At 60.5% G+C, this 25,144-nt stretch carries 29 protein-coding genes; 19 read left to right on the forward strand and 10 right to left on the reverse strand.

Annotated elements, in window-relative coordinates; all coding sequences use genetic code 11:
• Positions 1 to 105: 105 nt before the first annotated feature.
• The 12 genes from B0E33_RS14650 (at position 106) to B0E33_RS14705 (ending at position 12,651) form a co-directional block, all read left to right on the forward strand.
• On the forward strand, positions 106 to 1,356 hold the full coding sequence (locus B0E33_RS14650; RefSeq protein WP_370198003.1) for an ABC transporter substrate-binding protein: 1,251 nt from the start codon (positions 106 to 108) through the stop codon (positions 1,354 to 1,356).
• A 164-nt stretch (positions 1,357 to 1,520) separates the two neighbouring features.
• On the forward strand, positions 1,521 to 2,426 hold the full coding sequence (locus B0E33_RS14655) for a carbohydrate ABC transporter permease (protein ID WP_077291602.1): 906 nt from the start codon (positions 1,521 to 1,523) through the stop codon (positions 2,424 to 2,426).
• An 8-nt stretch (positions 2,427 to 2,434) separates the two neighbouring features.
• Positions 2,435 to 3,298: a carbohydrate ABC transporter permease gene (locus tag B0E33_RS14660; protein ID WP_370198002.1), complete on the forward strand. Its 864-nt coding sequence runs from the start codon at positions 2,435 to 2,437 to the stop codon at positions 3,296 to 3,298.
• Positions 3,299 to 3,302: 4 nt separating this feature from the next.
• Entirely contained in the window at positions 3,303 to 4,412 is a 1,110-nt protein-coding gene (locus tag B0E33_RS14665) for an ABC transporter ATP-binding protein (RefSeq protein WP_055659653.1), read from the forward strand.
• Positions 4,413 to 4,415: 3 nt separating this feature from the next.
• Positions 4,416 to 5,900: a GMC oxidoreductase gene (locus B0E33_RS14670; RefSeq protein WP_077291603.1), complete on the forward strand. Its 1,485-nt coding sequence runs from the start codon at positions 4,416 to 4,418 to the stop codon at positions 5,898 to 5,900.
• Entirely contained in the window at positions 5,897 to 6,655 is a 759-nt protein-coding gene (locus tag B0E33_RS14675; protein ID WP_077291604.1) for a 3-ketoacyl-ACP reductase, read from the forward strand. Before B0E33_RS14670 ends, B0E33_RS14675 begins: the two co-directional genes overlap by 4 nt.
• Before the next feature lie 25 nt (positions 6,656 to 6,680).
• On the forward strand, positions 6,681 to 8,273 hold the full coding sequence (locus tag B0E33_RS14680) for a GMC family oxidoreductase (RefSeq protein WP_023002942.1): 1,593 nt from the start codon (positions 6,681 to 6,683) through the stop codon (positions 8,271 to 8,273).
• A complete protein-coding gene (locus tag B0E33_RS14685; RefSeq protein WP_077291605.1) occupies positions 8,270 to 8,584 on the forward strand; it encodes a Dabb family protein in 315 nt (104 codons plus the stop codon). Before B0E33_RS14680 ends, B0E33_RS14685 begins: the two co-directional genes overlap by 4 nt.
• Positions 8,585 to 8,611: 27 nt before the next feature.
• Positions 8,612 to 9,775: a dihydrodipicolinate synthase family protein gene (locus B0E33_RS14690; protein WP_077291606.1), complete on the forward strand. Its 1,164-nt coding sequence runs from the start codon at positions 8,612 to 8,614 to the stop codon at positions 9,773 to 9,775.
• Positions 9,776 to 9,782: 7 nt separating this feature from the next.
• Positions 9,783 to 10,796, forward strand: coding sequence for a LacI family DNA-binding transcriptional regulator (locus B0E33_RS14695; RefSeq protein WP_077291607.1), 1,014 nt, complete (start codon positions 9,783 to 9,785; stop codon positions 10,794 to 10,796).
• On the forward strand, positions 10,793 to 12,064 hold the full coding sequence (locus tag B0E33_RS14700) for a glycerate kinase type-2 family protein (RefSeq protein ID WP_077291608.1): 1,272 nt from the start codon (positions 10,793 to 10,795) through the stop codon (positions 12,062 to 12,064). Before B0E33_RS14695 ends, B0E33_RS14700 begins: the two co-directional genes overlap by 4 nt.
• Positions 12,061 to 12,651, forward strand: coding sequence for an HAD family hydrolase (locus B0E33_RS14705; RefSeq protein ID WP_077291609.1), 591 nt, complete (start codon positions 12,061 to 12,063; stop codon positions 12,649 to 12,651). Before B0E33_RS14700 ends, B0E33_RS14705 begins: the two co-directional genes overlap by 4 nt.
• A 30-nt stretch (positions 12,652 to 12,681) precedes the next feature.
• Here the strand turns inward: B0E33_RS14705 and B0E33_RS14710 are convergent, their stop codons facing one another.
• From B0E33_RS14710 to infC, 3 genes are all read right to left on the reverse strand, one after another.
• Positions 12,682 to 13,581, reverse strand: a complete 900-nt coding sequence (locus tag B0E33_RS14710; protein ID WP_077293329.1) for a sigma-70 family RNA polymerase sigma factor — start codon at positions 13,579 to 13,581, stop codon at positions 12,682 to 12,684.
• A gap of 15 nt (positions 13,582 to 13,596) precedes the next feature.
• Positions 13,597 to 14,265, reverse strand: a complete 669-nt coding sequence (locus tag B0E33_RS14715; protein ID WP_439126692.1) for a flavodoxin family protein — start codon at positions 14,263 to 14,265, stop codon at positions 13,597 to 13,599.
• A gap of 165 nt (positions 14,266 to 14,430) precedes the next feature.
• Positions 14,431 to 14,970: a translation initiation factor IF-3 gene (infC, locus tag B0E33_RS14720; protein ID WP_075283347.1), complete on the reverse strand. Its 540-nt coding sequence runs from the start codon at positions 14,968 to 14,970 to the stop codon at positions 14,431 to 14,433.
• A gap of 332 nt (positions 14,971 to 15,302) precedes the next feature.
• Here infC and B0E33_RS14730 point away from each other — a divergent pair, with 332 nt between their 5' ends.
• Positions 15,303 to 15,770, forward strand: a complete 468-nt coding sequence (locus B0E33_RS14730; protein WP_023002952.1) for a hypothetical protein — start codon at positions 15,303 to 15,305, stop codon at positions 15,768 to 15,770.
• A gap of 8 nt (positions 15,771 to 15,778) precedes the next feature.
• Here the strand turns inward: B0E33_RS14730 and B0E33_RS14735 are convergent, their stop codons facing one another.
• Both B0E33_RS14735 and B0E33_RS14740 read right to left on the reverse strand, forming a co-directional pair.
• Positions 15,779 to 16,153 carry a YkvA family protein gene (locus tag B0E33_RS14735; protein ID WP_077291610.1) on the reverse strand — a complete coding sequence of 125 codons (375 nt, stop codon included), beginning with the start codon at positions 16,151 to 16,153 and terminating at the stop codon, positions 15,779 to 15,781.
• Positions 16,154 to 16,259: 106 nt separating this feature from the next.
• Positions 16,260 to 16,508, reverse strand: coding sequence for a hypothetical protein (locus B0E33_RS14740; protein WP_075283357.1), 249 nt, complete (start codon positions 16,506 to 16,508; stop codon positions 16,260 to 16,262).
• Between the two features lie 200 nt (positions 16,509 to 16,708).
• Between B0E33_RS14740 and B0E33_RS14745 the strand changes: the two genes are divergently transcribed.
• Positions 16,709 to 16,960, forward strand: a complete 252-nt coding sequence (locus B0E33_RS14745; RefSeq protein ID WP_023002955.1) for a YMGG-like glycine zipper-containing protein — start codon at positions 16,709 to 16,711, stop codon at positions 16,958 to 16,960.
• Between the two features lie 143 nt (positions 16,961 to 17,103).
• Here B0E33_RS14745 and B0E33_RS30925 read toward each other — a convergent pair whose 3' ends face one another.
• Positions 17,104 to 17,265, reverse strand: a complete 162-nt coding sequence (locus B0E33_RS30925; protein ID WP_156912406.1) for a hypothetical protein — start codon at positions 17,263 to 17,265, stop codon at positions 17,104 to 17,106.
• A gap of 25 nt (positions 17,266 to 17,290) precedes the next feature.
• Here B0E33_RS30925 and B0E33_RS30930 point away from each other — a divergent pair, with 25 nt between their 5' ends.
• On the forward strand, positions 17,291 to 17,614 hold the full coding sequence (locus B0E33_RS30930; RefSeq protein ID WP_156912407.1) for a hypothetical protein: 324 nt from the start codon (positions 17,291 to 17,293) through the stop codon (positions 17,612 to 17,614).
• 135 nt (positions 17,615 to 17,749) lie between these two features.
• Positions 17,750 to 18,781, forward strand: coding sequence for a sodium:calcium antiporter (locus B0E33_RS14750; RefSeq protein ID WP_077291611.1), 1,032 nt, complete (start codon positions 17,750 to 17,752; stop codon positions 18,779 to 18,781).
• A 28-nt stretch (positions 18,782 to 18,809) separates the two neighbouring features.
• Here B0E33_RS14750 and B0E33_RS14755 read toward each other — a convergent pair whose 3' ends face one another.
• Entirely contained in the window at positions 18,810 to 19,397 is a 588-nt protein-coding gene (locus B0E33_RS14755; RefSeq protein WP_077291612.1) for an exopolysaccharide biosynthesis protein, read from the reverse strand.
• Positions 19,398 to 19,542: 145 nt separating this feature from the next.
• Complete coding sequence (locus B0E33_RS14760; RefSeq protein ID WP_023002960.1) at positions 19,543 to 19,995, reverse strand: host attachment family protein; 453 nt, start codon at positions 19,993 to 19,995, stop codon at positions 19,543 to 19,545.
• A 208-nt stretch (positions 19,996 to 20,203) separates the two neighbouring features.
• Here B0E33_RS14760 and B0E33_RS14765 point away from each other — a divergent pair, with 208 nt between their 5' ends.
• Both B0E33_RS14765 and B0E33_RS14770 read left to right on the forward strand, forming a co-directional pair.
• A complete protein-coding gene (locus B0E33_RS14765; protein ID WP_062491303.1) occupies positions 20,204 to 20,632 on the forward strand; it encodes a DUF4399 domain-containing protein in 429 nt (142 codons plus the stop codon).
• A gap of 89 nt (positions 20,633 to 20,721) precedes the next feature.
• Positions 20,722 to 21,297, forward strand: a complete 576-nt coding sequence (locus B0E33_RS14770) for an MgtC/SapB family protein (RefSeq protein WP_228148016.1) — start codon at positions 20,722 to 20,724, stop codon at positions 21,295 to 21,297.
• 6 nt (positions 21,298 to 21,303) lie between these two features.
• On the opposite strand, the gene B0E33_RS14775 is transcribed toward B0E33_RS14770, so the two are convergent.
• Positions 21,304 to 22,992, reverse strand: coding sequence for an acyl-CoA dehydrogenase family protein (locus B0E33_RS14775; RefSeq protein WP_077293333.1), 1,689 nt, complete (start codon positions 22,990 to 22,992; stop codon positions 21,304 to 21,306).
• A 163-nt stretch (positions 22,993 to 23,155) separates the two neighbouring features.
• On the opposite strand from B0E33_RS14775, the gene B0E33_RS14780 reads away from it, so the two are divergent.
• A complete protein-coding gene (locus B0E33_RS14780; RefSeq protein WP_077291614.1) occupies positions 23,156 to 24,046 on the forward strand; it encodes a YihY/virulence factor BrkB family protein in 891 nt (296 codons plus the stop codon).
• A 36-nt stretch (positions 24,047 to 24,082) separates the two neighbouring features.
• Here B0E33_RS14780 and B0E33_RS14785 read toward each other — a convergent pair whose 3' ends face one another.
• On the reverse strand, positions 24,083 to 24,958 hold the full coding sequence (locus B0E33_RS14785) for a DMT family transporter (protein ID WP_023002965.1): 876 nt from the start codon (positions 24,956 to 24,958) through the stop codon (positions 24,083 to 24,085).
• Positions 24,959 to 25,144: the final 186 nt, after the last annotated feature.

The following is a 25,144-nucleotide window of genomic DNA, read 5'->3' on the forward strand; positions in this document are numbered from 1 at the left end:
AAATCGTTGACACCACTCCGGTTTGCAACGTTACAATAAACGTTGCGTGACACTCGATTGCCGGGCTCCGGCGCTCGAAACGCCTTTAGGCACCTTATGGGAGGAATATCGATGTCTTTGAAATCTCTGAAGCTGGGCCTCGCCGCCCTTGCAATGAGCACAAGCCTGGCGTCCGCCGCCGATGTTGAAGTTCTGCACTGGTGGACTTCCGGCGGTGAAGCTGCTGCTCTGAACGTTCTGAAGCAGGACCTGGAAAGCCAGGGCATCGGCTGGCAGGACATGCCGGTTGCAGGTGGCGGCGGTACCCAGGCCATGACCGTGCTGCGCGCACGCGTTACCTCCGGCAACCCGCCCACCGCCGTACAGATGCTCGGCTTCGACATCACCGACTGGGCCAAGGAAGGCGCACTTGCCGACCTGAACATCCTGGCCGGCATGGAAGGCTGGGACGACGTGGTTCCGGAAGCCCTGCAGAAATTCTCCAAGTATGACGGCAAGTGGGTCTCCGCTCCGGTGAACGTCCACTCCACCAACTGGGTCTGGGCGAACAAGGCCATCCTCGACGAGCTTGGTATCGAGCCGCCGCAGAACTGGGACGAGTTCGTTGCCGCTCTGGAGAAGGTCAAGGCATCCGGCAAGACCGCGATCGCGCACGGCGGTCAGGCCTGGCAGGACGCGACCATCTTCGATGCAGTCGTGATGGCGACCGGCGGACCCGAGTTCTACCAGAAGGCCTTCATTGACCTGGACGAAGAAGCGCTCGGCTCCGACACCATGAAGGAATCGTTCGACCGCATGGCCGTGATCCGCTCCTATGTGGATGACAACTTCTCCGGCCGTGACTGGAACCTTGCGACCGCCATGGTCATCAATGGCGATGCAGCCTTCCAGATGATGGGTGACTGGGCGAAGGGTGAATTCCTGAATGCCGGCAAGAAGCCGGATGAAGACTTCCTCTGCTTCCGCTTCCCGGGCACCCAGGACCAGGTGACCTTCAACGCCGACCAGTTCGCGATGTTCGCGCAGGGTCCGGAAGTCGGCAAGGAGCAGGCTGCACTTGCAACCGCTATCCTGTCACCGAGCTTCCAGTCCGCGTTCAACGTCGTCAAAGGCTCCGTTCCGGCTCGGACCGACGTGCCGAACGATGACTTTGACGCCTGCGGCAAGAAGGGCATGGTGGATCTGAAAAAGGCCGCCGACAGCGGCAACCTCTACGGCTCCATGGCGCATGGTCACGCCAACCCGGCTGCCGTCAAGAACGCCATGTATGACGTGATCACGGCGCATTTCAACGGGGAATACGACAGCGAAACCGCTGTTGCAGAACTCGTTACCGCCGTTCAGATCAACAAGTAACGACCGCGCGGAGAGCGGTGATCCGTCACCGCTCTCCCACCGGTTCGGCGGACCGTCTCGCGGTTGTAAGCAACCGCCCGAAGCCGGCCGGAACCAAAGTCTCAGAGCTGCCGCGCGCGTTCGCTGGAACGCCGGCAAAAGTGCTCTAGGTCGGGGAACTCAAGATGTCTTTCTCTGAAACGGCGAACCCGCGCGGTTCCGTTGTTGACAGACTGCGTGATGCTTTGCCCAAACTCGTGCTCAGCCCGACGATCGCCATCGTGGCAATCTTCGTTTACGGCTTCATCGCCTTCACGCTTTACCTGTCTTTCACGGACAGCCGTATTCTGCCCACCTTCGGCTGGGTCGGCTGGCAGAATTATGAAAACCTCTTCAAGATCCGTGCGTGGGATACGGCCGTTTGGAACCTTGTGGTTTTCGGCGTTCTCTACATCACCATCTGCTGCGTCCTGGGTCTGCTGCTGGCGATCCTTCTCGATCAGAAGATCCGCGCAGAAGGCTTCATCCGCACGATCTACCTCTATCCGATGGCGCTCAGCTTCATCGTGACCGGAATTGCCTGGAAATGGTTCCTCGACCCGGGCATCGGTATCGAGGCCGTCGTGCGCGGCTGGGGCTGGGAAACCTTCACCTTCAACTGGATCAAGGACCGGGATTTCGCGATCTACACCATCGTGATCGCGGCGGTCTGGCAGACGTCGGGCTTCGTCATGGCGATGTTCCTTGCGGGCCTGCGCGGTATCGACAGCGAGATGATGAAGGCTGCCCAGATCGACGGCGCTTCCACTTTCGCGCTTTATCGCCGGATCGTGATTCCGCAGCTTCGTCCTGCCTTCATGTCGGCCTTCGTGGTGCTCGCCCATATGGCGATCAAGTCCTACGACCTGGTGATCGCCCTGACAGGCGGCGGACCGGGCACCGCCACCGAAGTGCCGGCAACCTTCATGTATTCCTACACATTCACCCGAAACCAGATGGGCATCGGTGCGTCTTCCGCCGTGATCATGCTGATGACGATCGCAGCGATCATCGTGCCCTACCTCTGGTCAGAACTCAGGGAGAAAAAGTGATGTCGACGATGTCCAAGTCTTCCTCCCTGCGTCCGGCCCGGGTGATCCTGTACCTGCTGCTCGCGCTGTTCTGCATCTACTACCTGCTGCCGCTGTACGTGATGGTGGTCAACTCGCTGAAGCCGCTGACCGAAATCACTTCGGGCGGGATGATGGCGCTGCCGCAGGAGTGGACCATCGCTCCGTGGCAAAGCGCCTGGTCGAGTGCTCAGGTGGGCGTTGAGGCAACGGGTCTGCGGCCCTATTTCCTCAACTCCATCATCATGGTCGTTCCGGCGGTCGCCCTGTCGACGCTGGTCGGCGCGCTGAACGGTTACGTGCTCACCAAGTGGACGTTCCGCGGTGCGACCATCCTGTTCGGCCTGCTGCTGTTCGGCTGCTTCATTCCCTTTCAGATGGTGCTGATCCCGATGGCTCGCATGCTGGGTCTGATGGGCATCGCCGGCACGGTGCCGGGTCTGATCTTCGTACACTTCGTCTACGGGATCGGCTTCTCGACGCTCTATTTCCGCAACTACTATGCGGCCTTTCCGACAGAGCTTGTCCGGGCGGCGCAGATCGACGGTGCCGGTTTCTTCCGGATCTTCTGGCGCATCCTGCTGCCATCGTCCGGTCCGATCGCGGTTGTCTGCATCATCTGGCAGTTCACCAACATCTGGAACGACTTCCTGTTCGGCGCGTCCTTCTCCGATTTCGACAGCCAGCCGATGACCGTTGCCCTCAACAACCTGGTGCAATCCTCCACCGGGGTGAAGGAATACAACGTGCATTTCGCCGGCGCGATCATGGCCGCGCTGCCAACCCTTCTCGTCTACATCGTCGCGGGCCGCTACTTCGTGCGTGGTCTGATGGCAGGCTCAGTAAAAGGATAAGACAATGGGCTTTCTCGACATCAAGCAGGCGACCAAGTCTTATGGATCCTTGCGGGTCCTGCATGAAACCGACATCTCTATCGAAGAGGGCGAGTTCCTCGTTCTCGTCGGCCCGTCCGGCTGCGGCAAGTCCACCCTGCTGAACATGATTGCCGGCCTGGAGGACATCACCTCCGGCGAGATCGCGATCAAGGGCAAGAGCATGAACGGCGTCAAGCCGGCGGACCGCAACATCGCAATGGTGTTCCAGTCCTACGCGCTTTACCCGAACATGACCGTTGCCGGGAACATCTCCTTCGGCATGGAAATGCACGGCATTGCGAAGCCGGAACGCGAAAAGCGGATTGGCCAGGTGGCCGATCTCCTTCAGATCAGCCATCTACTCGACCGCAAGCCGGGCCAGCTTTCCGGTGGTCAGCGCCAGCGTGTCGCCATGGGGCGTGCACTGGTGCGCGAGCCGGACGTGTTCCTGTTCGACGAGCCGCTGTCCAACCTGGATGCAAAGCTGCGCGTCGACATGCGCACGGAAATCAAGAAGCTGCACCAGAAGCTCGGCACGACAATTGTCTATGTGACCCACGACCAGATCGAGGCACTGACGCTGTCGACCCGGATCGCTGTCATGTTCGGTGGCTATGTCCAGCAGCTGGGCACGCCGAAAGAGATCTACGACAATCCGGCCAACATGTTCGTGGCGGGCTTCATGGGATCGCCTTCCATGAACCTGTTCCCGGCCAAGGTGGTCTCGGCGGACGGCAGGCCGGCTGCGGAAGTCTCGCTAGCAGACGGCAAGACGGCGGCCATTCCGTTTGCCTCCGACGCGCTCTCTTCCAGCATCGGCAAGGACATCATCCTCGGCATTCGGCCGGAAGCCATTACCGACAAGGATGGTGCCGACCGCAATTCCAAGGCGGTTCACATCGTCGATGCTCCGGTGGAAGTCACCGAGCCGGCAGGTTCCGACACGTTCGTCGTCAGCCAGATCGGCGGCAAGGACGTGACCGGCCGCTTCCGTGCCGACGTTGCCGTGAAGGCGGGAGAAGTGTTCCCGTTTGCCTTCAACATGGAAAAGGCGGTCGCTTTCGACCCGAAGACCGAAAAGCGGATCGCCTGACCCATGAATACGGCGCCCGACATTGTGATCATCGGCAGCGGCATGGGGGGAGCTTCCCTTGCCGCGGGCCTTGCTCCGACCGGGGCCAAGATCACGATTCTGGAACGGGGTTACCGGATACCGGACGATGCTCCGGCCCGGGACCCCTGGCGCATCTATACCAACAGCGCTTTCCGGGCACCGGAAACCTGGCTCGACGGACAGGGTAATCCGTTCGAGCCAGGCAACTACTATAATGTCGGTGGTAACTCGAAGCTCTACGGTGCGGTGCTGATCCGTTACCGGGAAGAGGACTTCAGCGCGCTGGAGCATTATGACGGTGTTTCACCTGCCTGGCCGATTGCCTATGACGAGCTGTCGCCCTGGTATGACGCCGCCGAACAGCTTTTCCAGGTTCGGGGCGATACCGCCTCCGATCCGACTGAGCCGCCGCATGGCAGGCCTTATCCGTTTCCGCCCATCCCGGACGAGGAAGCCATCCGGATTGCCCGGCGGCGCCTTGAGCAGGCGGGCGTTCGCCCGTTCAGCCTGCCCCTGGGGGTTGATATCGACCGCTGGCTGGATGCCGGGCACACCGGCTGGGACGGTTACCCCGACCTCAGATGCGGCAAGATGGATGCGGAAACCTGTGCGCTGGAAGCCGCAATGGCTCATGACAACGTCACCCTTGTCACCGGTGCCGAAGTCACTGCGCTCCGGACGGGCTACAAGTCCGGCCGAATAGATGAAGTCCACTACAGCAAGGACGGTGAAGAGATCTGCCTGACACCGGGGGTCGTTGCCCTGTGTGCGGGTGCCGTCCAGTCCGCGGCGCTCTTGTTGCGGTCCGGCGTTGCCAACCTCTCGGACTATGTCGGCCGTTGTTTCATGAACCACAATGCGACGGCGATGATCGCCATCGATCCGCGGTTCCGGAATACTTCCGTCTATCAGAAGACCTTCGGCCTGAATGACTGGTATCTCGATGACGGCGAAGACGGCAAGCCTTTGGGCAACGTCCAGCTGCTGGGTCGGGTAACGCCGGATATCCTGAAGATCCAGGTGCCGCAGTTGCCGAAATTCGCTGCCAGCTGGATTTCCGGGCATGCCCTTGATCTCTATCTGATTTCCGAGGATCTGCCTGATCCTGAAAGCCGGGTTGTCCTGAAGGACGGCAAGATCCAGCTCATCTGGCAGCGGTCCAACATGACGGCGCACAGGAAGCTGGTCGAGAAGACCCGCAAGACCCTGCGCGAGGCCGGTTTCCCGCTGGTTCTGTCGCGCCTGTTCGACGGCAGGGTGCCCTCGCATCAGTGCGGCACGGTGCGCATGGGCGATGATCCGGCTAACTCCGTGCTCAATCCGGACTGCCGGTCCTGGGATCATCCGAACCTGTTTGTGGCCGATGCGGGAGCGCTGCCAACCTCGGCTGCCGTCAATCCGGCCCTCACGGTCGCGGCATTGGCGCTGCGCGCCGCCGAAACGATCAAGAAGGACCTGGCGGCATGAACAGGATCGCACTTGTCACCGGCGGCCAGCGCGGCATCGGTCTCGGCATTTCGAGGGCTCTCGCGGAGGCTGGTTACGTGGTTGCCATCGCCGCTCAGGAAGAAGCGGACGCACCGGAGGTAGTCGAAGCCTTGAGCCGCCTGGGTGGCAAGGGCCGCTATTTCCGGCATGACCTTCTGGACATCGACCATTGCAAGACGCTGCTCGACCGGGTGGAGGCGGATCTCGGGCCGGTGACGGCTTTTGTTTCCAACGCGGGCGTTCCGGCCAGGATCCGGGGCGACATGCTGGATCTGGCGCCAGACAGTTTCGACTTCGTCATGGGTGTCAACCTGCGCGGGGCCTTTTTCCTGGCGCAGGAAGTGGCGAGACGCATGCTGGATCAGCCGTCAGACAGCTATCGCTCGATGAGCTTCATCACCTCCGTCAGTGCGGAGATGGTGTCGATCGAAAGGGCGGAATACTGCCTGTCGAAAGCAGGTGCCGCCATGATGGCGGAGCTTTTCGCCGTCCGGCTTGCGCCGCATGGCATCGGTGTCTTCGAGCTAAGGCCAGGCATCATCGAAACCGGCATGACCGCCGGAGTGAAAGACAAATACACGGCCCGGATCGAAGGCGGTCTGGTGCCTGCTGCCAGGTGGGGGCAGCCTGCCGATATCGGCTCAATCATCGTGCCGATTGCCGATGGCCAAATGGCCTTTGCAACCGGTTCGACCTTCGCGGTGGACGGCGGACTGTCGATCCCCCGGCTTTAGAGCGAGTTGTTCTGAGAGACTTCAGATGAATACAGGCTACGACTTCATCATCATCGGTGGTGGCAGCGCCGGCTCGGTTGTTGCCGCGCGTTTAACCGAGAACCCGGACGTTTCCGTGCTGCTGCTGGAAGCAGGCGGACGCGACTGGCATCCGTTCTATCACCTGCCTGCCGGCTTTGCGAAAATGACCAAGGGCATCGGCTCCTGGGGCTGGCACACGGTGCCGCAAAAGCACATGCAGAACCGGGTGTTCCGCTATACCCAGGCCAAGGTGATTGGTGGAGGTTCGGCCATCAATGCGCAGATCTATACCCGCGGCAACGCGCTCGATTATGACGAGTGGCGTCAAATGGGCTGCGAGGGCTGGGGGTATGAAGACGTTCTGCCCTACTACCGCAAGGCCGAGGACAACGACACCTACGACAACCGCTACCATGGCAAGGGCGGCCCGCTCGGCGTTTCCAGGCCCTGTGCCCCGCTGCCGATCTGCGAAGCCTATTTCGAAGCCGCTGCTGCGCTTGGCATTCCGAAAAACGAGGATGTGACCGGCGAGAAGCAGGACGGCGTTGCCTACTACCAGCTGACACAGCGCAATGCCCGCCGGTCTTCCTCCGCCATGGCGTATCTGGCGCCCAACAAGGGCAGGCCCAATCTCCATATCAAGACCGGTGCCCAGGTGCGCCGTATCGTGGTGGAAGGCGGCAAGGCGACCGGTGTCGAGCTCATTGACGGCACCCGGCTGACGGCGGGCTCTGAAGTCATTTTGTCGTCCGGCTCCATCGGCTCTCCCCGTCTGCTGCAGCTTTCCGGCATCGGTCCCGCGGACGAGCTCAGAAAGCTCGGTATCGATATCGCCTATGACCAGCCTGAGGTCGGTTCCAACCTGCAGGACCATCTGGACCTTTACTGCATTTGCGAAGTCAGTGGCCCGCATACCTACGACCGCTATGCCAAGCCGCATCTCTCTGTGCTGGCCGGCCTTCAATATCTGCTCACCCGGCGCGGGCCGGTGTCCTCCAGCCTGTTCGAGACGGGCGGGTTCTGGTACGCGAACCCCGATGCGCGTTCGCCGGACCTTCAGTTCCATCTGGGTCTGGGGACGGGGATCGAATCCGGCGTTGCTGCCATGCCGGACGGCGGCGTGACGCTCAACTCCTGTTATCTTCGTCCGCGCTCAAGGGGCAGCGTGCGCCTGAAGAGCTCCAATCCCGCAGATGCTCCGTTAATCGACCCGAATTACCTGCAGGACAGCCAGGACCGGGAAATGTCGATCCGGGGCCTGAAGCTGACGCAGGAAATTCTGGCGCAGGCACCGCTGAAGCCCTTCATCAAGGCCGAGCATTTGCCGGGGCCAGGCGTGAAGACCGACGAAGACTACTTCCGCTTCATCTGCGAACACTCCAAGACCTCCCATCACCCGGCAGGTACCTGCCGCATGGGCTCCGACGACAAGGCCGTGGTCGATCCGCGCCTGAGGTTCAACGGTGTTGAGGGGCTGCGTGTGGTCGATGCTTCCATCATGCCGACGGTCGTTTCCTCCAACACCAATGCCGCGGCCATCATGATCGGCGAGAAAGCCTCCGACATGATCCGCCAAGATCACGGGGCGCTGTCATGATCCGCCATATCGTTCTCATCAAGTTTCAGCCGGACGTTGCCGAAGAGCTGATCGAAAGCCTGTTTCAGGAACTCAGAAGCATCCGCAATCAGGTGTCCGGCATCGGCGAGATCGTTTCGGGCCACAGCGAAAGCCCGGAACAGATCGAACGGGGCTACATGCACGGTTTCACCGTCGATTTCGAAAGCTGGGAGGCACTGGAAGCCTACCAGACCCATCCGGACCACAAGGCGCTTGGCGCCAAGCTGGTCGCCAATGCCATCGGCGGGATCGACGGCATTCTCGTCCTCGATATTCCCGTCTCGGCCTGACCGGCCGCCAAGTTTCCGGAGCGTATCATGCTGACCCTGCCCACTTACGAAAACCGTCTGGAACCCTACAGCCTCATCGGAGAAGCCCTGACCCCGCGTGCCCCGCGGGTGCCGCTGACCCGCACCGCTTTTGCCGCGGCGCATGTGGTGTCTGATCCGCTGCGCGAGCGCGATCCATGGGTTGGTTCTCCGGCTGTCGATTGGGAAAATACGCTGAAATTCCGGCACTGGCTGTGGGATCAGGGGCTGGGACTGGCCGAGGCGATGGACACCGCGCAGCGCGGCATGGGCGTTGACTGGGCAACGGCGAAGGAACTCATCGAACGCACCATGAAAGAGGCGAAGGCGCATCCGCTGAAGCCGCGTGTTGCCTGCGGGGCAGGCACCGATCAGGTGCCGCTGGAAAATCTCAAGACGAACGACGACATCGTTGCGGCCTATACGGTCCAGCTGGAGGCCATCGAGGCGGCAGGCGGTCAGGCGATCCTGATGGCATCGCGGGCGCTTCCCGCCATCGGGGCCGGGCCGGACGATTACGCCGACGTCTATGGCCGGCTGATCCGTCAGGCGCGGGAGCCGATCATCCTGCACTGGCTGGGCGACATGTTCGATCCGGAATTGACCGGCTATTGGGGGTCTAAGGATGTCTCGGCGGCGTCCGACGCCGTCCTCGCCATCATCGAAAGCCATGCAGCGAAGGTCGACGGCATCAAGATTTCCTTGCTCGATCAGGCACACGAAGAAGCCTTCCGTGCACGCTTGCCTGACGGTGTGCGGCTTTATACCGGCGATGACTTCAACTATGCAGATCTGATCGCCGGCGATGGCAAGCACTATTCGCATGCTCTGCTGGGGGCCTTTGCGGCGATTGCCCCCGTGGCGAGCCAGGCGCTTGAGGCATTGGCGGAAGGGGATATGGATACCTATCACCAGCTCTTCGCGCCAACCGTTCCGCTGAGCCGGGAAATCTTCAAGGCGCCGACCCGCTTCTACAAGGCCGGAATCGCGTTTCTTGCCTGGCTGAACGATGCCCAGAGCCACTTCATCATGCCGGCCGGTTTTCAGTCTTCGCGTGAGATTGCCCACTACGCGGAAGTCTTCCGGCTTGCGGATCAGGCGCGTTTGTTGTCAAAGCCGGAGATCGCCGAGGAGCGCATGGGGCTGCTCCTGAAACTGCACGGGATCGGATAGACCTTTCATGAAGAAGCGGCCGACAATTCTGGATGTTGCAAGGCAGGCGGGCGTTTCGAAATCGACCGTCTCGCTGGTGCTCCAGAATTCGTCGCTGGTGAAACAGTCAACCCGGGAAGAGGTGGCCAGGGCCATTGATGAGCTTGGGTATGTCTACAACCGGTCGGCTGCCGGATTGCGGGGCGCTGCATCCGGCCTCATCGGCCTGATCATCAACGACCTGCGCAACCCCTTCTTCACCGAATTTGCCGCCAGTGCGCAGATGACCTTTGCCAGCAAGGGATACTCGACCGTCATCGCCAATACGGATGAGGACCCGGAAATCCAGGCTCAGGTGATCGACAGCATGATCGAGCATGGCGTGTCGGCCTTCGTCATCTCGCCGACCTATGGCGGCGACGAAAGCCCCTTCGAACGGATCGAGCGGGCCGGAATTCCCACCATGCAGGTGCTGCGCCAGCTGGACGAGCGCACGGACCTGTTTCCCTTCGCTTCGCATGACTACGCCTTTGGAGGCGAAGCAGCGACACGGCACCTGATCGATACGGGATGTCAGAAGATCGCCTTTGCCGGCGGTCTGGCGGATCGTCCGATCACCTTGGAGCGCATGTCCGGCTATCGAAGCGTGATGCAGGCGAACGACCTTGCGCCGACCATTTTTCACGGACGGCCATCGAGGCAGTTCGGCCGTGAAATCGCGCTGAAGATCCTTCAGGAACACGAAGGCCTGGAAGCGGCGATCTGTTTCAGCGACCTGGTTGCGCTTGGCATGCTGAGCGGCTTTGCCGAGCTTGGCATCAAGGTTGGTCAGGATTTCAGGATCATCGGCTTCGACGATATCGAGGAATGCTCATTGGCCTTTCCCAGGCTCAGTTCGGTGCGCTGCGATACCGCGCTGTTCGGCCGCAATGCTGCCGAAGCGATGCTGGCCTGGATTGTCGATGGCGTCAGGCCTCCCGACACGAAACATTATCCGGTCGAGCTGATCAAACGGCAATCGACCCTGGGACTTAATGCATGACAGATTGTTCGCGTGAGGCCCTGTTGCGGCGTCTGTTCGAGACGGCCGTTGCAGCGGCCGACCCGATGAAGTGCGTTCCCGCATTCCTGCCGGAAAGGGTTGACGGCCGGACAGTCGTGATCGGTGCCGGCAAGGCGTCGGCACGCATGGCCGAAGCGGTTGAAGCAGCCTGGGGGGCTTCAGAGGGACTGGTCATCACCCGCGACGGCTACTCCAGGCCTTGCCGGGGGAGCGAAATTGTCGAGGCATCACATCCGGTGCCGGACGGGCGTGGGCTTCAGGCAACACAGCGCCTTCTCGGTCTGTTGTCTTCGCTTGAAGAAGCGGATCACGTGATCGCGCTGATTTCAGGCGGGGCGTCGGCGCTGCTGGAGGCACCGGCCGGAGATATTTCGCTGGCTGACCTGCAGGCCTTGAATGAAGCCCTGCTGGCATCAGGCGCGCCAATCACCGACATGAACACGGTCCGCAAGCATGTCAGCCTGGTCAAGGGCGGCCAGCTTGCAGCGGCAGCCTATCCTGCCCGGATGACGGCGTTGATCATTTCCGATGTTGCCGGTGACGATCCGGCCTTTATTGCCTCAGGCCCGACGGTTGGCGATCGGACGACGCCAGCGGACGCGCGCGCGGTTATCGAACGCTTTGGCATGTCTGTGCCGGCTTCTGTTCTCGCTGTGCTGGACAGCGCCACCGGAGTGCTGCCGCCGGAAGATGAAAGAGTGTCGAGGGTGGAAAACCGCATCATTGCGGCACCATCGCTTTCGCTGGAAGCAGCGGCAAGCGTGGCAGCCGATGAAGGTATGGAAGTCGAAATCCTGGGCGACGCCATTGAAGGCGAGGCGCGCGAAGTGGCTGAACAGCAGGCAAGACTCGCGATCGAACGCCAGCAGGCGATGAAACCGGGTGGGCGGCCCGTCCTGCTTCTGTCCGGCGGTGAATGCACGGTGACGCGGCGCGGCAAGGGCTGTGGTGGTCCGAATGCGGAATTTGCCCTTGCTCTCGCGATCGCTCTCAAGGGGGCAAACGGTCTTTACGGGATTGCTTGTGACACAGACGGTGTCGACGGGGCGGCGGATGTTGCAGGGGCGGTTGTTGGCCCAAGCACTCTTGAGCGTGCAGAGGCGCTTGGCCTCGACCCGGTCGCCATGCTCGGCGACAATGACAGCCACAGTTTCTTCGCGGCTCTTGGCGATCAGGTGGTGCCGGGGCCAACCCTCACCAACGTCAACGATTTCCGTGCAATTCTCATCGAAAGCCCAATGATATGAATGAGCTGGAGACGCTTCTCCAACGGGCGCGGGCCCTGATTTTCGATTGTGATGGCACGCTGGTGCAAACACCAACGCTCTATGCCGGTGCCTGGCAGGACGCGTTCAGGGCCGCCGGTCATCATATGGAGCCGGACTGGTACCACGCCCGGGCGGGAATGTCGGAACATGTGCTGCTTGATGACTACGAAGCCGAGCACGGCGTTACGGTGGATCGCCCACTGGCCGTTCGGGAGATGCGCACGGCAGTATTGGCCCGGATCGGTGAAGTCGGCGAGATCGAGGTAATAAGCGCCATTGCACGGAGGTTTCACGGCAAGTTGCCGATGGCGGTCGCCTCTGGTGGACCGCAGGAAGTGGTGCTGGCGTCGTTGAAGGAGACGGGACTGCTGCCGTTGTTCGATACGGTTGTCACGATTGATGACGTTGCCCATGCCAAACCGGCGCCGGATCTCTTCCTGGAAGCCGCTTCCCGGCTCGGTGTCGCAGCCGCACAATGCCTCGTGTTCGAGGACAGTCATCAGGGGCTTGAGGCAGCGCACAACGCAAGAATGCCGGTTGTTGATGTGAACCGGCTGATCGGATAACGCCGCGAAGCTGATTTCCACTCGTGCTGATCAGTTCAGGTCAATTGGCGGACGTATCGTGTCCTCCTGATCTGCTCCAAGATGCCTGAGCTTTTCCGGGTTGCGGGTCACATAGACGGCGATGATCCTGCCGTTCCGGATCTGCAATGCGGTTGTCTGGACAATGCCGCGATCTTCCTCGGTTACAAAACCGGGCAGTCCGTCAATGTCGGCAAACCGGATCAGGCGTGACGGAGCCTTTCTGAAATAGCGGGCGAGTGCCGCAAAGAGGCTCATCGACCGTTCGTGTCCGAATGTCGGAGCTGACGTGGCAGGCACCTTGCCGCCGCCGTCGGCGTAGACGACGATGTCTTCGGCCAGCAGGGATTGGAGTTTCTCCATGTCGCCGCTGCGCGATGCTTCGTAGAAGGCGGTCGCCAGCTTTCGGCCCTGTTCCGGCGTGGCGGAAAAGCGTGGTCTTGCTTCCTGCAGCCTTGCCCTGGCCCGGCTGGCGAGCTTGCGGCAGGCTGCCGGTTCCCGGTTGATGGCGGTCGAAATTTCCTCGAAACCCATGCTGAAAACGTCATGCAGCAGAAAGGCGGCCCTTTCGAGCGGTGACAGCCGCTCCAGAGCCACCATCACGGGCAATGTGATGTCGTCGGCGACTTCGGCATCTGATGTCGTCAGCAGGGGCTCGGGAAGCCAGGGGCCAACATAAGACATGCGGCGACGGCGTGCGGATTTCAATTCATTGAGGCAAAGCCGTGTGACGATGGTCTTCAGGAAGGCGACAGGCTCGCGCACCTTTTCCCGGTCGGCGGCAAGCCAGCGCAGCCAGGCTTCCTGAACCACGTCTTCCGCGTCGGAGACTGATCCCAGCATGCGGTAGGCGATGCGGGTCAATCGCCTGCGCAAAGCGGTGTCTTCTTCAAGGGCCGGTGTGTCCGTCATGATCACGACAGCCTATCACGTCAACGCCGGTTCGGGCCGCGCTTGCACCCGTCCGGCTGCAAACTGCAAGGCCGTTTTCGCCACGCGCCTGCCAAGATGGCGGGCGGTTGCCAGATCCGCGGCCGGGGGAGCTGTCTGCGGCCCTTCGTCGGTGTTCGACTGTGCCGCGGCCCCGAGCCAGAAGCCGAGCCGGTTGAGATCGTCTTCCGATCCTTGCGAGGAACAATTGGCTGGCGGCAGGTCCAGGCTGACCCAGTGCATGCCGTGCTGGGCTGCAAACAGGGCCAACTGGATGAGCACCGCCAGCTTGTCGCCGGAACGCGAACCGGAATTGGTGAAGCCGGCCGCAATCTTGTCCCGCCAGAGATAGCCCTTCGACATGATTTCCTGCGAGCTGGCTTCCTGAAAGGTCTTGAAGGCGGCGGAGGCTGCGCCGACGTAGGTTGGCGTGCCGAAGATGATTGCGCTGGCCGCATTGAGTTCGTTCCAGCGGGTGCTGGCTTCATCGGCAGTCAGAAGCAATGCGCGTGCACCGTCGACATCCTCTATGCCCTGCCTGACAGCCGCTGCCTGACGTTCTGTGTGACCGTACCCGCTGTGAAAAACGACGGCGACGTCAATCAATTGCCGGTCATTCGCAAGCTTGGTCTGAAGCCCTGCTGCTGCATTCCCACTGTCCATCATCATTTTCGTCTCCTGCGCACACCTGGTGTTCGCAGGTAATGACAAGACAGCGGCGCTGGATGTGACATGCCGGACGGGATTTTTGAGCAAATGAGTTGTTCTGCCGCCCGAAAACGAGAAAACCCCGCCGGAGCGGGGCTTTCGGACATTCAAACGCGATGAAGCTTACTTGATCGGAGCCAGAACCATAACCATCTGGCGGCCTTCAAGCTTCGGCGCGGATTCAACCTTGGCGATTTCGTTGGTTTCCTCACGGACCTTGTTGAGCAAGTTCATGCCCAGGTCCTGGTGGGCCATTTCGCGGCCCCGGAAACGGAGTGTGACCTTCACCTTGTCGCCTTCGCCAAAGAACCGCAACATGCTCTTCATCTTCACCTCGTAGTCGTGGGTGTCGATGTTCGGACGCATCTTGATCTCCTTGATCTCGACGGTCTTCTGTTTCTTGCGGGCTTCTGCTGCTTTCTTCTGAGCCTGGTACTTGTACCGGCCATAGTCCAGGATCTTGCAGACAGGCGGATTTGCGTTCGGCTGGATTTCAACAAGATCCAACCCGGCATCCATGGCGATGCCCATCGCCTCTTCTGTCGGGATGACGCCACGATTGGCGCCTTCATGATCAATCAACTGGACTTCGCGAACGCGAATTTCGTGGTTTGTGCGCGGGCCTTCCTTCGTAGGAGGCGGGGCGCGGAACGGACGGCGAATGGTCGCAAACTCCTCTTTCGTTTCAACGTGGCGCTAGGGCTTTGATATGCTCCATGCACAAAAATCCTCGGAACGCTGGTACCAAGGTGCTGAGATGGATATGGCCTAACGCCATCCCCCAGCGTCTTGCGAAACCGGCAAAAAGTCAAGCGAAAACACCGTTTTCGACATGCCGGGTCACATTTTCAGGGGCTAAGGCTCCGGCTGGCCTGATCATGGCCAGTCGGGCAACTGCCGGTTCTGGAAGGTTGCAATCCGACCGGCAGATGGTCAAGTAAGCAGTCAGCTCGCGCATATCAAGGAAGGACAGCGGTTTGGACGGCGGGAAATTCATGTTGCAGCTTCTCAGGATCGCGTTCGGTTTCATCTTCGCGGTGCTGGCGTGCGGCCTGTTCCTTGCCTGGGGCTTTTTCCGAGCCGGGCATCCGGAAGCCGATCCGATTGCCTTTGCAACAATGGTCGGAAGCGGTCTCGTGGGTGCAAGTGTGGTCGGTGCCACGGCCCTGGCCCCGGCTGCCGTTGCAATCGTTCTGGCCGAAGCTGCACGGCTGCGCAGTTTCCTGTTTCACGTCGGTGCCGCCGGGGTGATCGCCTTTGCAGTCTGGACACTTGGAGCCGAAGCCGCGGACAGTGCCTTCCGGCCGGGAAGTGCGGTTGCGCTGGCGGCCGGATTTATCGGCGGCGGAATTTACTGGCTGATTGCCGGGAGAACGTCAGGCTGCTGGCACGGAACCAAAGCGGCCGGTCAAGTGATGCACAAGTCGGCACAAGACGATCAGCCCGGACGCGACCACCTCTAGACAGGCGGTCAGATTTCGCCGTCCTTCAAGGCATCCTTTGCAGCCTGATAGTGATCCGGTCGGATGTGGCTGCGGATCATCGCGAGGGCAGCCAGAAGCACGGTTGCGTCATCGCCGAAGCCGATGCCGATCAGAAAGTCTGGAATTACATCCAAAGGCAGCACGAAATATGCCAGCGATGCGAGCACGGTGGCCCGCACCTTGCTGGGTGTCGAGGGATCGAGTGCGCAGAAATAGCCGGCGACGACATCTTCCATGAACGGCACCTGACGCGCGGCCTTGCGGACCGTGGTCATCAATTTCTGACGGATCGTCTTCTTCTGCTCTTCCTCCGGACCGAGGATCTCGGGGTCAAAGCCAAGGTCTTCAAAAGTGGTGTTCATGGAGCCGCCTGTGCTTGTGTTCGCCTTTAGAGATAGGTTTTCTTGCCAGCAGCTTCAACGTTTCGCCCTCCCAGGCCGGGCTGGAAGGGCCGCGCAAGGTCGCCGGTCAAAGGGTTGCGGCACTGTTTTCCTCAGCCTCGGTCAGGTCGCTATGGCCGAGGCGCTCCAATGCCCTGTCGATGTCCCGAAGGCCCGACGAATCCGGGGTTTCGTTACCCATCGGGCTTTCCGTAGCCGCCCGTTGCAGGGCGCGTGCGTCCTCTCGCATCCGCAGAAGCTCGTCTACGCGATCAGCCTTGCTGCGCGTGTTGTCTTTCAGAATACGGGCGATCTCGTCCCTGGTCCTGTCAGTCATGTCGGATCCTCCTGTAAGTGGCAGCCGGAGATCCTCTGCAGGATCTCCGGCTGCCCGATACCGGGCAAACGTTCGAGACTGACAGAAGTTCCTCCGTACGACGGATCTCTGCGTTGGTCTTGGCGGCAGTTTCCCATCTTTTTCTGGAACATTTCCGCTGCTCTCCCGTTCTGCCTAATGCAACACGAAGGGAGTTGATCATGTGGAAAATCATGCTGGTTGCGGTCGCTTTGACTGGTCTGACCGCTTGCAACAACACGCAAAAGGGCGCGGTGATCGGTGGTGCCTCAGGCGCGGCGATCGGTGCTGCAACGACCGGTAAGGCAGGCGGAGCGCTTGTTGGTGGCGCTGTCGGCGCGGCTGCCGGTGCGCTTGTCGGAAGGGCAACGGAACCGGGCAAGTGTATCTACCGCGATTCCTATGGCCGCGAATATGTGGCGGCTTGCCGTTAATCGGTCTGCCCGGCGATCTGCCGGGTCACCTTCTGTGCGCGGGAGTTGAGCCTCTCGCCTGAAAAACAAAAGGGACGACCTTTTCAAGGTTCGTCCCTTTTGTTTGGTCTTTCGAAGGGCTCTACCCTTCCGGACTGGTGAACTCAAAGCAGGATGTAGCCGACAACCGCCAGTGCGATTACCGCGCCTGCGGTGCCGATCGCCAGGACGTAACGCATCTCGTGAAGCTCGAGGCCCTGCTTGGCTTCCTTTTCTCCCAGAACGACTTCCTTGTCCTGTGCGTTGGTCTGCCTTTGATAAGTCATCTCTACCTCGCTGGATTGTGCGTCGTTGCAAGCGCTGAGGGCGGTTTGGCCTCATCACTCTTCAGAACAACGTTCGAGCGGCAGTAGTGTTCCTGAAAACGTCCAGGCTGCCCTGGGCGTGCGGTCAATAGCTGAGCAGGAATATCAGGGCGATCAGCGAAAAAATGATGCCGCTGAATCCAAAGCCAAGAGCAAGGTGCTTCCAGCTGGAGGCTTCCTTGTCTCTGATCCTTTCACGCAGGATGGCAAGGTGCCGGTCCGCATCGTCGTTAAAGCCGTGATAGATCATCTTCACTACCTCGCGATGTTGCCACTTGGCAGTCAGGCTCGACTGCTCTTCAGCGGTTAACGCGCAAGACCCTTATTCGTTCCCCTCCGGGGGGGCCAAGGGAGACCGTTCAGGTGGGAACTTCCTGGTGGGGTGGCCGTTTTCCCTTTGAAGTCCGGACAACTTCCGCAAATGCCAAGAGGGGACAAGGTCACTATGGGTTTCGACAGCCTGCCGCTGTGGGTCTTGCTTGCGCTTTTTGCAGGTGCCGGTGGAGTTATACTGGTTTGCGGCGTTCATCTGACCGGTCAGGCTGACCGTATCGCCGACCGGACAGGGCTGGGCGAGGCCTTGGTTGGCGGTGTCCTGCTGGGGGCGGCCACGTCGCTCTCGGGCACCGTGGTGTCCGTAACTGCTGCGCTGGACGGCCGTGCGTCGCTGGCCTTTTCAAATGCCGTTGGCGGTATCGCCGCGCAGACTGCCTTTCTGGCCATCGCTGACATCGTTTACCGGCGCGGCAACCTGGAGCATGTGGCCGCTGACGTTTCCAGTCTTTTTCAATGCGCCCTGCTGATGCTTTTGCTGGCCATTCCCCTGGTCGCCTACACCACCCCGGAAATCACGTTGCTGGGCGTTCATCCAGCCTCCTACGCCCTGGTTATCGTTTATGGCAGCGGTTTGCTGGCTCAGCGGCACGTGCGGGAGCAGCCCATGTGGCGTGTTGTGAATACGTCCGAAACCCACGAGGACAGCCCGGATGAGGAACAGCACGACCTGCGCGGTAACTTGCGGCTTATCGCAGGGTTTTCAGCGCTGATGCTTGTCCTCGCCTCAATGGGCTGGGTGCTGGCGGAAGTGGCTGGCGCGCTGACGGACCGTTTCAATCTCAACGCCTCGCTTGTCGGCGCACTGATGACAGCCGTTGTCACCTCGCTGCCCGAACTGGTGACGACGCTGGCAGCCGTGCATCGTGGTGCCCTGCAGCTCGCCATTGGCGGCATTGTTGGCGGCAACACCTTCGATACTCTGTTCCTAATGCTTTCCGATGTCGCCTATCGCGACGGCTCGCTTTATCAAGCCGTCTCCCCTCAGGATTATTTCTGGCTGGCGATCGGGCTGGTGATGACGGCGGTTCTGCTTCTGGGGTTGCTGGTACGGCAGAAGTCAGGCCCCGGCGGGATCGGTTTTGAAAGTGTCAGTCTGCTTGGCATCTATGGCGGTGCCATTGCGCTTCAGGCGCTCGGTTGATCCTGCGAACCTGTTCGGGAGGCCTTCCTCAGAACAAGGCCATCAGTGCCCAGACAACGATGGCCAGGGGCAAAAGCGCGGCTAGGGCAAAGAGACCGTCCCGGGTGAGGAGAGAGAAGGCAATCAGGCAAACAGATGCGCCAAGAAGCGATGACGAGAATGGCACCAGTTCGAGAAAGGGCATCAAGGCGCCGAACAGGAGGCAGGAGAGCGGCAACAAGGCCCGAAGAGGTTGCCGGAAGAGGAACCGTGCTCTCGCGCGGGAATGTTTGTCGAGCCAGCGTGCGGCAGGCCGCAGCTTGTTCATCGCCACCCGCACCTTGTCGCCCTCAAGACTTTGCTGACCCAGCCAGTGGGGAAGCCAGACCCGGTCGCGTTTCATCAGCCATTGTGCCGCGATCAGGCAAATGGTCACTCCGCACAGGCTTGAAAACAGGGGAATGCCGCTCAGCGGTGTCACGACGGCGGCCGCGGGCACGATCAGCATCGTCGCAAATCCGGTTTTCTCGAAAGCGCCGACCACGCGGTCAAGCGAGACCTGTCCTTCTTTCGTAATGTCTCCGACCCTGTCGACAATGGACGTCAGGGGCCGGTCCAAGTCCGGATCAACGGTCATGGTCCTGCCTGTTTCAGCGGCCGCAATTGGCGGTCACTGTGTTCTAGGGTGAAAAAATTCCGAGCCTGGTCTTGCAAGGCACATCGTGGCAGGGGCGTTCGGACGGTGGCGGCCGAACGCCCTGAGCGTCTGCGCAAGAAGATGATTATCTTCCGAAGACAAGTTTCTCGATGCGATCGACAGGATGATTGGTGAGATCCTTGTCGATCTCCGCGACGACACGGTCACTGACTTCCTTGTGCAGGCGCTTGCGGACCTGGCCGAGAACCGACGGGGCTGCGACCAGTACGATCTCGTCGAACTTGCCCTTGTGGGCGCGCTTGTAGAGCATCTGGGCAAGGTCCGCGGCGAAATCGTCTTCAGCCAGCGCATGCCAGTCGGCTTCCTGAACTGCACTTCGATGCCCCTGCGGACCGTCACTCAAACGACCGGGACGGTCAGCGGTCTGCTCGCGGTTGGGAGGGTTGTCCTGGGTTTCTTTCCGAAAGACCTTGAGGTCCGGCACGTGTTCCGTGCCCGCGTTGGTCAGGAACAAAGCCTTGGTTCCGTCGGCAACGACTACCCAACCATCATGTTTCAGTCGGATCGCATCCTTCATGTCGCACTCCTGCAGTTTTGGGTCCGTCTGGAGTGAACGCCGGACCACCGGAAGCGTTCCTGAGGATATCTGTGACAATTTCGACAGTTCGCAAGCCTACCAGTACGGGAAACGGATTGCAGGGCCTACCGGAAGAGAGCGCGGCGCCCTAAGTGAAGAGTGGTCGTGAGGAACAATGCAGAATTCCGTCCTTGAAAGGGAGAAGATCATGAAGAGACTTGCAATCGGGCTCGGTGCTGCCGTGCTGGCCCTCACAGGTGCCGTCGCCCAGGCTGGAGAAACTCCGGCACCGGACGGCGTGAAGCTCTACTTCGTAAACCTGAAGGATGGCGACACCGTCAAAAGCCCGGTGACCATCCAGTTCGGCCTCTCCGGAATGGGCGTTGCCCCCGCCGGCACGGAAAAGGAAAACACCGGACACCATCACCTGATCATCGATGAGAGTATCGAGGGCGAGGAGCTGAACGAAGCTATTCCGGCGGATGACAATCACAAGCATTTCGGTGGTGGGCAAACCGAAACCACGATTGAACTGCCAGCCGGTTCACACACGCTGCAACTGGTGCTGGGCGACTGGTCGCACATTCCGCACAATCCGCCGGTCATGTCGGAAAAGATCACGGTTACCGTGGAGTAGGCGGCAGCCAGCACCGGTCACCTTCCGGAACGAAAGACTTGTTGCGGCGTTGCTCTCTTATGCTGACCGACCCGCAACAAGGAACGACCATGGTAGACCGGCTTGCCGCAGAGATGGACCTCGGCTTCGGTGCGGTTCCGCTGGACGTTCTGGTTCTGCGGATGATTGCGGCCATCGTTCTGGGCGGTATCATCGGGTTCGAGCGGGAAGAGCGTGGCAAGGATGCCGGGCTCAGGACGCATATGCTTATCGCATTCGCCTCGTGTCTGTTTCTCCTGATCAGTCAGGCGCTTGCCGATCTTCCCTTTTCCGGGGCGAGCAACGTCAATGTGGATCCGCTCCGTCTGGTCGAAGCCGTGACGGCGGGCGTGGCGTTCCTCTCCGCCGGTCTGATCTTCTCCCGCAACGGCTCGGTGCAGAACGTCACTACCGGTGCATCAATGTGGCTGGCAGGTGCCATCGGCACGGCCTGCGGCGTCGGTCAGATCGGATTAGCGGGTCTTGCAACACTCATGGTGGTGATTGTCCTGGCCGTCATCGGCCGCCTGCAAAGCAAGCTTGGCCCCCAGGCCCGGGACAGCGCCCCGGACGAGGGAATGAGCGAGAAATCTGACAAGCTTCGCCACGCGCAGGCACACGGCCATCGCGACAAAGGGGCGATTTGATGACGATCAGGCGTTGCCGCGCGTCTCGAGCAAGCGGCGCGCGATGACCTGAGCCTGAATTTCCGCCGCACCTTCGAAGATGTTCAGGATGCGGGCGTCGCACAGGACACGGGAAATTGCATATTCCAGAGCAAAGCCATTGCCGCCGTGGATCTGCAACGCATTGTCCGCCGCGGCCCATGCAACGCGGGCACCGAGCAGTTTCGCCATGCCTGCTTCCAGATCGCAGCGCTTGCCGGAATCCTTCTGCCAGGACGAGAAATAGGTCAGCTGGCGGGCGATCATCAGTTCAGCAGTCATCATGGCCAGCTTGTCGGCAACACGCGGGAAGTTGACCAGTTCCTTGCCGAACTGGACGCGTTCTTCGGCGTATCTCAGGCCCAGGTCCAGTGCAGACTGGGCGACGCCCAATGCGCGGGCAGCAGTCTGGATGCGGGCGCCTTCAAAGGTCTGCATCAGTTGCTTGAAACCTTCGCCCTCGACCTGGCCGAGAAGGTTCTCGCCCTTCACCTCGAAGCCGTCGAAAGCGATTTCATATTCCTTCATGCCCCGATAGCCGAGAACTTCGATCTCGCCGCCGCTCATGCCGTCCGCCGGGAAGGGCTCCTCATCGGTGCCGCGCGGCTTTTCCGCGATGAACATGGACAAGCCCTTGTACCCGGGTTCATCCGGGTTGGTGCGGGCCAGCAAGGTCATGATATCGGCACGGACCGGATGGGTAATCCAGGTCTTGTTGCCGGACACCTTCCAGACGTCGCCGTCCTTCACGGCGCGGGTCTTCAGCGAGGCAAGGTCCGAACCGGTATTGGGTTCGGTGAAGACGGCAGTCGGCAGGATCTCGCCGGATGCGATTTTCGGTAGCCAGTGCTGCTTCTGCTCTTCCGTTCCGCCGCACAGAATGAGTTCCGCCGCGATTTCGGACCGGGTGCCGAGCGAGCCGACACCGATATAGGCGCGGGACAGTTCTTCGGAGACGACGCACATGGCCTCCTTGCCAAGTCCGAGGCCACCATATTCTTCCGGTATGGTGAGGCCAAAGACGCCGAGCTCGGACATCTGCTCGATAATCTCAAGCGGAATATATTCGTTTTTCAGATGCCACTCGTGCGCGCTGGGCACGACGTTGTCTTCCGCAAAGCGGCGCATCTCGTTGCGGATCTGCTCCATGGTCTCGTCCAGACCTGGGTCGCCGAAGGTGGAATGGCCCGCCTGGTCGCGGATCAGGCGGGTGATCTCTCTGCGGATTTCCGGACGGCTTCCGGTATCGATCAGCGACAGGATTTCGGCTGTCTGGAAGCCAAGAGCTTCTTCGGAAGAAACGCCAAGATCCGCCAGGCGAACGATTTCACCCTGGTTCATCGGAATGCCGCCGAAGATCTGCGCGAGGTACTCCGCAAATCCGAGCTGGACGATGTAGTCCTCAAGAGCGCCGTAGCGGCCTTCCGCGGTCAGACGTTTCGCGTAGGCATCCAATTGGCGCAGAGACTCCACATAGGTTGCGAACCAGGCCAGTCCGTGGGTTGCCCTTTGCTCTTCTTCCATCAGGCGGGAGGAGATGCGCCCATCCTCGCTCACGCGGTCGCGCACCCGCTGCGCTGCAAGATTGAGCAGATGATCGAGCGTGGCGACGGCAGCTTCCGTTCGCTCGGTAAGGCTTGCGGGTGTTTCTGCGGCCGGCAGGGCTGCGGTGAACATGGCGATCTCCGTTTTCATTTGTTGCGCAGCAGCGCTTCTTGTTGAAGCTATGTTGCGTTGCACACCCTCATTTGTCGAGCGTGAATTTATAGACCTTTTGGCGGATGCGGTTTTCACTACCCAGGCTTGACGAATTGTGTCAGCGCAGGCCACATCTTGGGTCATGAGCGCCAGACAGACAGTTCTCGTGATCTACGCCGTCCTGAAAGACGCCATCGGTCACTTCGCCCGGGATGACGGCTTTGCAATGGCCAGTCACGTGGCACTGTCGGGGTTGCTGGCGATATTTCCCCTGCTGATCTTCATCGCCTCGCTCGCGGCCTTTCTCGGCATGACCGGTGCTGCCGACACGGTGTCGGAACTGCTGTTCGATGCCTGGCCGGCAAGCGTTGCATCGCCTGTCGTGCGGGAAATCCAGAATGTCCTGACCATTCGCCGCGGCGACCTTGTGACCTTCGGCGCCGTTGCCGCTTTGTGGTTTTCCTCCAACGGTGTGGAGGCGCTGCGTACCGCACTCAACCGGGCCTACCGGCAGCATGAAAACCGCTCCATCGTGCTGTTGCGGCTGCAATCGATCGGGCTTGTGCTGCTGGGTGCCGGCATTCTGCTTGCCTACACGTTTCTGGTGGTTCTGGCGCCGCTCGCCCTCGAGGGGCTGAAGGTCTTCGTGCCGCAGGTCGAGACTTTCCTGCTGTCAATCAACGTTGCCCGATACACACTGGCCGGATCGCTGCTGATCATCGGCCTTTTCATCACCCACTGGCTGCTGCCGGCGGGGCATCGCACTTTCCGCGACCTGTGGCCCGGAGTGCTCGCCACACTGTTCATGTGGATCATTGCCGGCAGTGCCTTCGGCGCCTATCTCGCCAGCTTCGCCAATTACGTCTCCACCTATGGCGGTCTGGCCGGGATCATGACCGCGCTGATCTTTCTCTATATCTGCGCGCTCGTGTTCATTCTGGGCGGTGAACTCAACGCGGCAATCTCCCGTCAACGGCGCTACTGGCGCCGCCGTCAGGAACAGCTTGCGCTGGCGCTTGACGCCGAAGCCTGACTGGATTTTCCCAAAGACGGCTTCCGGGGACTAACCCTAGCTCCTTGCTGGCTTCTTGCGGATGGTCAAGACGGCGCTGATGACCAGAACCATTCCACCGATCTGAACCGGCGTCAGGGATTCACCGAACAGGAAATAGCTTTCCACCGCAGTTGCCACCGGCACCAGATAAAAAAGGCTTGCGACCTGGGAGACCGCGCCCTCGCGGATCAGCAGCATCAGGAGCAGGATCGCGCCGACGGACAAGACCAGCACGAGCCAGGCCATCGCAAAGATCAGCTCACCTGACCAGGTGATCTGCCAGCTTTCGGTCAGGCTCAGCGGAATTGTGACAAGCAACGCGCCGACGTACTGCCAGACAGTTGCCGCCATGAGGTCGGTCTGCTGTACGAAACGCTTCTGGTAGACTGTTCCCAGGCTGATGGCCGCAACGGAGATGAGGACCACGAATATCGTCACCGGCGTGATGCCCGATCCGGCAAGGTCGAGTTTCGGACCAAGAACGAATGCAAGGCCAATCGCTCCGATGGCCATGGCGAGCCAGTGTCTGCGGGAAATGGTTTCGCCAAGCAAAGCCACCGCGATGAGCGCGGTCAGCACGGGCTGAAGACCGACAATGATCGAGGACGCTCCAGCCGGCATGCCCTGTTTGATTGCCCAGAACACACCACCGAGATAGATGCCGTGAACCAGCATGCCGGTGAAGATGCAATGGGCAATGGCAGCCGGATCTTTCGGCCAGGACTTCGACAAGAACATCGCCAGCAGAATCAGCACCGGCAAAACCGCAACGAAGCGGACCGTCAAAAACACCATCGGATCGATGTAGGGCGCGCCGAGTTTAGAACCGACGAAGCCCGTAGACCACAGCAAAACAAAAATGGCCGGTGCGGCTCTGGCGAGGAGATTCAATTGCAGCCTCAATGACAAAGTCGAAGATGACGCAAGGTTAGATTGCGTCGAGTCGGTGGGGTTACACGCATGTTAACCGTAAGTTGGCATTTATAGTCAAATATACGGCGCAAACATGAGTGTTCGAACGTTCTGTCGTGAAAGAAACGCAGGCCAGAAGCACGAACACTTCCAGATCGATCAACT

The sequence above is a fragment of the Roseibium algicola genome (assembly GCF_001999245.1).
Taxonomy (GTDB): domain Bacteria; phylum Pseudomonadota; class Alphaproteobacteria; order Rhizobiales; family Stappiaceae; genus Roseibium; species Roseibium algicola.